Annotated in this window: 7 protein-coding genes; 4 read left to right on the top strand and 3 right to left on the bottom strand. The window is 59.6% G+C overall.

What is annotated here, in order from left to right:
- Positions 1-34 precede the first annotated feature (34 nt).
- Positions 35-1,033, top strand: a complete 999-nt coding sequence (locus RMO15_RS16085) for an SMP-30/gluconolactonase/LRE family protein (protein ID WP_369016125.1) — start codon at positions 35-37, stop codon at positions 1,031-1,033.
- A 79-nt stretch (positions 1,034-1,112) separates the two neighbouring features.
- Here RMO15_RS16085 and RMO15_RS16090 read toward each other — a convergent pair whose 3' ends face one another.
- From RMO15_RS16090 to RMO15_RS16100, 3 genes are all read right to left on the bottom strand, one after another.
- On the bottom strand, positions 1,113-2,372 hold the full coding sequence (locus tag RMO15_RS16090) for an aminotransferase class III-fold pyridoxal phosphate-dependent enzyme (protein WP_309714462.1): 1,260 nt from the start codon (positions 2,370-2,372) through the stop codon (positions 1,113-1,115).
- A gap of 87 nt (positions 2,373-2,459) precedes the next feature.
- Entirely contained in the window at positions 2,460-2,792 is a 333-nt protein-coding gene (locus tag RMO15_RS16095; RefSeq protein WP_309714463.1) for a hypothetical protein, read from the bottom strand.
- 11 nt (positions 2,793-2,803) lie between these two features.
- Positions 2,804-3,037, bottom strand: a complete 234-nt coding sequence (locus tag RMO15_RS16100; RefSeq protein WP_309714464.1) for a hypothetical protein — start codon at positions 3,035-3,037, stop codon at positions 2,804-2,806.
- Between the two features lie 41 nt (positions 3,038-3,078).
- On the opposite strand from RMO15_RS16100, the gene RMO15_RS16105 reads away from it, so the two are divergent.
- The 3 genes from RMO15_RS16105 to RMO15_RS16115 form a co-directional block, all read left to right on the top strand.
- Positions 3,079-3,951, top strand: a complete 873-nt coding sequence (locus RMO15_RS16105; protein WP_309714465.1) for a hypothetical protein — start codon at positions 3,079-3,081, stop codon at positions 3,949-3,951.
- 106 nt (positions 3,952-4,057) lie between these two features.
- Positions 4,058-4,390 carry a hypothetical protein gene (locus tag RMO15_RS16110; protein WP_309714466.1) on the top strand — a complete coding sequence of 111 codons (333 nt, stop codon included), beginning with the start codon at positions 4,058-4,060 and terminating at the stop codon, positions 4,388-4,390.
- A gap of 80 nt (positions 4,391-4,470) precedes the next feature.
- On the top strand, positions 4,471-5,178 hold a 708-nt coding region (locus RMO15_RS16115; RefSeq protein ID WP_309714467.1), incomplete at its 3' end, for an isoaspartyl peptidase/L-asparaginase.

The following is a 5,178-nucleotide window of genomic DNA, read 5'->3' on the forward strand; positions in this document are numbered from 1 at the left end:
CACGGGCGCAGCGGCGCTCACCGCCTCGGCTGCTTTGGCGCAGCAACAGGAAAAGGCCACTCCCTTCGACCGCTACAGCCCCGGTGCGGCGGTAATTCGCTACCCCGACCCTGATATTATCGCTCTCGACAAGCGCTACGAGCCCCTCATGATCGGCAATACCCCGATCCAGCGGCTTCATACGGGCTCGATGTGGGCCGAGGGCGTGCTCTGGCATAGTGTCGGGCGCTACGTGCTCTGGTCGGATATTCCCAACTCCCTCCACCGTCGCTGGCTCTGGGAGGACGGTCACACATCGGTGATCCGCGACTCGAACAACTCCAATGGCAACACACTCGACCGTGAGGGGCGGCTGATCTCCTTTGAGCACCTCACCCGCCGCGTGGCTCGCCACGAGCACAACGGGAGCATCACGGTTCTGGCCGATAAATTCAACGGCAAGCCCTTCAACGCCCCCAACGATGGCGCAGTACACCCCGATGGCGGCATCTGGTTCACCGACCCCGGCTACGGCTCGATGGGCTACTACGAGGGGATGAAGGGACCGCTGGAGCTCAAAGAGGCTGTCTATCGGATCGACCCCAACACGCTGAAAGTGGAGAAGGTCACCGACGAGCCCACCAAGCCCAATGGCCTCTGTTTCTCGCCCGACTACAAGAAGCTCTACATCGCCGATACAGGCGACCCGCACTGCATCTGGGTCTTTGATGTGCAGAGTGGAACCAAGCTAGGGAAAGCCAAAGAGTTTGCCAAGATGACGATGGACCTCAATGGCAAGAAGGTCACAGGCAACGCAGACGGCATCCGCACCGACACGGAGGGCAATCTCTGGGCATCGGCAGGCTGGGTGGGAGCGGGCTTTGATGGCGTCCACACCTTCGCCCCCGATGGCACACGCATTGGGCAGATTCTCCTCCCCGAGATCGGCTCTAACCTCTGCTTCGGCGGCTCCAAGCGCAACCGGCTGTTTATTACCGCAGGCCAGTCACTCTACGCAGTCTACGTCAACGCACAGGGCGCCCACTGGTGCTAAACTAAACTCGTCCCCCCTTCGCGAAGCCGGAGGGGGTGGCGAGCCCCAGCGAGCCGGGGGAGGTTGAAAAATCGGGGGATTAATCCAACAAGCTCAGTACATCTGCGGTGTCGGTGAGGGCTTGGTCGAAGGCAGCGATCACTTTCTCTATCTGCTCGTCAGTGATGACCAGAGGCGGCTGGACGCGCATGATCTTGGTGTTGTTGAGCGTGTAGGCCACCACGACACCGTTCTCCACCAGCGAGCCAATCGTGAGCTTCTGGATATCGGCGTCCGAGAACTCCACCCCGATCATCAGGCCACGCCCGCGCACGTCCAGCACAAGCTCAGGGTGCTTTGCCTGAATTCCCTTGAGTCCACTGAGGAGCTTCTCACCTTTCACCCGGGCTTGCTCAGCAAGGTTCTCCTCGCGCATAATCGTCAGCGCCGTGATTCCCGCCACGCACGCCGCCTCGTTGCCGCCGAAGGTGCTGGTGTGTAGATACGGGTTCTCGCGAAACACGGCATCCCAGACTTTGGGCGTTCCCACAATCGCGCCCACTGGCATCACGCCTCCGCCTAGGGACTTGGCAAGCGTCATGATATCCGGGGCCACGCCTTCCCAGTCGCAGGCGAAGAACTTCCCGGTGCGACAGAGGCCCGTCTGGACTTCGTCCAAGATCAAGAGTGCGCCAAATTTGTCGGCGAGCTCTCGGGCAGCTCTAAGATAGCCGTCGGGGGGAATGCGAATGCCGTTCTCGCCCTGAATGGGCTCTAGAAGAATCGCGGCGGTCTCACTATCCACGGCAGCGGTCAGGGCGGCGATGTCGCCAAAGGGCACGTGGACAAAGCCCGGAAGCAGGGGCGCGAACGGGGTTTTGTAGCTATCTCTGCCCGAGGCGCTGAGCGCTCCCAGGGTCTTGCCATGGTAGGAACCCTCGGCGGAGATGATCTTGGTGCGGCCCGAGGCCATGCGAGCGAACTTGATCGCGCCTTCAAGTGCCTCCGCGCCAGAGTTGCAGATAAAGCTGTACTGCAAGTCGCCGGGGGTAATCTCAGCAAGCAACGCTGCTAAGTCAGCGAGGGGCTTGTTGAGGAACGTCTTGGACGAGAGCGGGAGGCGCTGCATCTGCTCGGTCACGGCAGCGACAACTCTTGGGTTGGCATGGCCCAGCGAGAACGTGCCGTAGCCGCCCAAGCAGTCAATGTACTCCGTGCCGTGGGCATCCGTGAGAGTGGCACCGGTGCCACTCCACTCGACTTTATCAAAGCCCGCGATCTTTAAGAGCGCAAGAGCGGTCGGGTTGACGAACTTCTGGTACTTATCCGCGACATCGGCGGTGAGGGCATCTGCATCCATAGAACTATGATACCCGACTGTAAAATACGCACAAAAAAACAAAAGGCCCACGCAAGAAGCGTAGGCCCAATAAGGAGAAGGTGAGGACTAGTCTTCCTCGGGCTCCTCCGGGTCATCGCCGATATCAATTCCATCAATATCGTCCACCGAGAGCTCTTCTTCTTCCAGCTCTGCGAGCGAGATCTCGTCGCGCTCCTCTTCGGCTTCTTCCTCTTTATCCAGCTCGGCAAGGCGCAGCAGGTTCGCGGCCTGAGCGGCAGCGGTGCTGGACTTAGAGCGAGCGTGGTCGGAGACGAAGTTGACATTGACCTGGGCGTACCAGTTCGGGATCGAAGGGATCGGAATGCCCGTGGTCGAACAGCGGACTTCTTTTACTTCGTGCTCGTCGGCTTCTAAAAGGTCTACAGTTTCTTTACTCATAGTTTTTTTTATTATAGGTCGGTCGGTCTGCGTGGCTTATTGGACTGTGGTGCGGTTGCGGACGGGAGGAAGCCATTGATTAGCATCAAGGCGCCTGCCACCAGATAAAGCACCCACTCATAGCCCCGGTGCGGACGGCCCGGGTCGAAGACCATCTTACCCTGCAAGAGAAATCCCGCTATTCCAATTCCTAGCAAGATAATGCCAAGCAGGTTAAACGAGTTCCACCAGCGAATCTGTTTCATGATCGCCTCATTCGTCCCAGTTTATCACAAGGAGTTTTTTCATGCACATACGTGCGCAAGCCCCGGTTCGTCTTGATTTTGGCGGAGCCTGGACCGATGTGGATCTCTACGCGCAAGAATTTGGTGGCGCGGTTTTTAATGCCACGATAAATCATTACGTCACTGGTGAGCAAAATGTTACCGACGAGGGCCTGCAAGTGCGCTACGGCTTCGAGCTTCCCACGGGCTCCGGGCTAGGCACATCGGCAGCGCTCAATGTCTGCTGGTTCGGCCTGATCGGCGGAAAAACAATCCCCGATCAGCGAAAAGTCGCGGAGCAAGCCTACGGTTTAGAAGAGCTGCTCGGCATTCTCGGAGGCCGTCAAGACCAATACGCCGCGGCCTTTGGTGGCTTCAATCTCTTGCGCTTTGGCGGTGGCCCAAACGTCGAGGTTGAGAAAGTCGCCCTTGCGCCAGAGACCATCTCGGCTCTGGAGCGGCGCAGTGTCTTAGTCTACACCGGCACGCCGCGCCTCTCGGGCAACATCCACGAGAATGTCTGGGGCAGTTTTCGCGCCGGACGCACCGAGACTGTCGCCGCGTTTCACGGCCTGCGTGAGGTCGGCCTCGCCATGCCCGAGGCGCTCAAATCGGGGGATTTTTCGGCGTTCGCCGCGCTGCTGGCTCAGAACTGGGAGCACCAGAAAAACCTCGACCCCAGCGTCTCCAACACGCAGATCGAAAAACTCTTTGCCGTTGCCCAAGGCGCGGGAGCCTTGGGAGGCAAAGCCTGTGGCGCAGGTGGCGGCGGTTGTCTGTATTTCGTCACCGAAGAAGGCACGCAGGTCGCTGTCGTCAATGCCCTTGTCGCCGCCGGAGCACGCTACATCCCGTTTCAATTCGAGAGCGAGGGGCTTCATGTCGCCGCCCCGTGAACGAGGCGTCGAGTAGCCTGCGGCTGTAAAGCCCGTGCCGGGCTGGGGGAGTTAAAGTGAGGGAGATGAGATGAAAAAAAGAGTACCTTGGTTGGGAGTTTTTTGCGTGGCGAACGTTATCTTGTGTGGCTGGTCTCTCGTGAGCTACCTTCACTTGGATGTACGTGTTATTCTTGCTAACGATCAGACATCGCGCATTGCGAAGTGGCGCGATGAAGCGTTGGCCTCGAAAAAGGAAGATTGGATTGGTTCCCTCTGGTGGATTGTCAACGAGTACCCATCAGGAACAAAGCAGATCAAGGGCTCATCGCTGGACCAAATTGTGGAGCGCCAGCGAGCCGCTGCCGTTCACGAGGTACTGGCCCATCTGCGCAAAGAAACCGGCCAGAACTTCGGCGATGACCCGGAAGCCTGGATTGCCAAGTACACCAAAAACTAATCCCACTCCCAGCCCGGCACGGGCTTTGCGGCGCGGAGCGCCACCCAGACGCCTCGTTCACGGGGCGGTAAAATGGCGTAATGAATATTTCGAGAAACGATTCGGTGGTGCAGGGTGCAGTGCTGGTGATTCATGGAGGCGCAGGGACGATCCTTGAGGAGAACCTGACGCCGGAGCGTGAGGCGCTCTGTCATGCGGGGCTACGGGCGGCACTGGAGCGGGGCTATGCACTCTGGCGCGACGGTGCCGATGCGCTGACCATCGTGGAGCAGACCGTCCGTGTTCTCGAAGACGACCCTATCTTCAACGCGGGGCGTGGGGCGGTGCTCAACGACCAGGGAATCGCGGAGCTAGATGCCTCGATCATGCGTGGCGTGGACCGGATGGCAGGGGCGATCACGGGCGTCACCACCATCAGAAATCCCATCACGCTGGCCCGTGCCGTTTTAGAGAAGACGCCCTTTGTCTTTCTCTCGGGCCTCGGGGCCGAGGAGCTGGCGGCGACACTGGAGGAGATTGAGCAAGTCGGGCAGGAGTACTTCTTCACCGAGGAGCGCTGGAATCAGCTTCAGGCGCAGCGCAAGACCAACTCCGTCTCGCTCTCGGAGGACAACAAGTTCGGAACCGTGGGGGCTGTGGCGCGGTGCCGAGAAAACCATCTTGCGGCGGCGACAAGCACGGGTGGGATGACCAACAAGCGCCACGGACGCATCGGTGACAGCCCAATTATTGGGGCAGGAACCTGGGCCGAGGACGCGACCTGTGCGATCTCCGCCACAGGCCACGGC

Source organism: Armatimonas sp. (genome assembly GCF_031410135.1).
Classification (GTDB): Bacteria; Armatimonadota; Armatimonadia; order Armatimonadales; family Armatimonadaceae; genus Armatimonas.

Coding starts and splice junctions, on each gene's coding strand:
- RMO15_RS16090 (WP_309714462.1), bottom strand. CDS start 2,372: ATGGATGCAGATGCCCTCACCGCCGATGTCGCGGATAAGTACCAGAAG.
- RMO15_RS16100 (WP_309714464.1), bottom strand. CDS start 3,037: ATGAAACAGATTCGCTGGTGGAACTCGTTTAACCTGCTTGGCATTATC.
- RMO15_RS16095 (WP_309714463.1), bottom strand. CDS start 2,792: ATGAGTAAAGAAACTGTAGACCTTTTAGAAGCCGACGAGCACGAAGTA.
- RMO15_RS16105 (WP_309714465.1), top strand. CDS start 3,079: ATGCACATACGTGCGCAAGCCCCGGTTCGTCTTGATTTTGGCGGAGCC.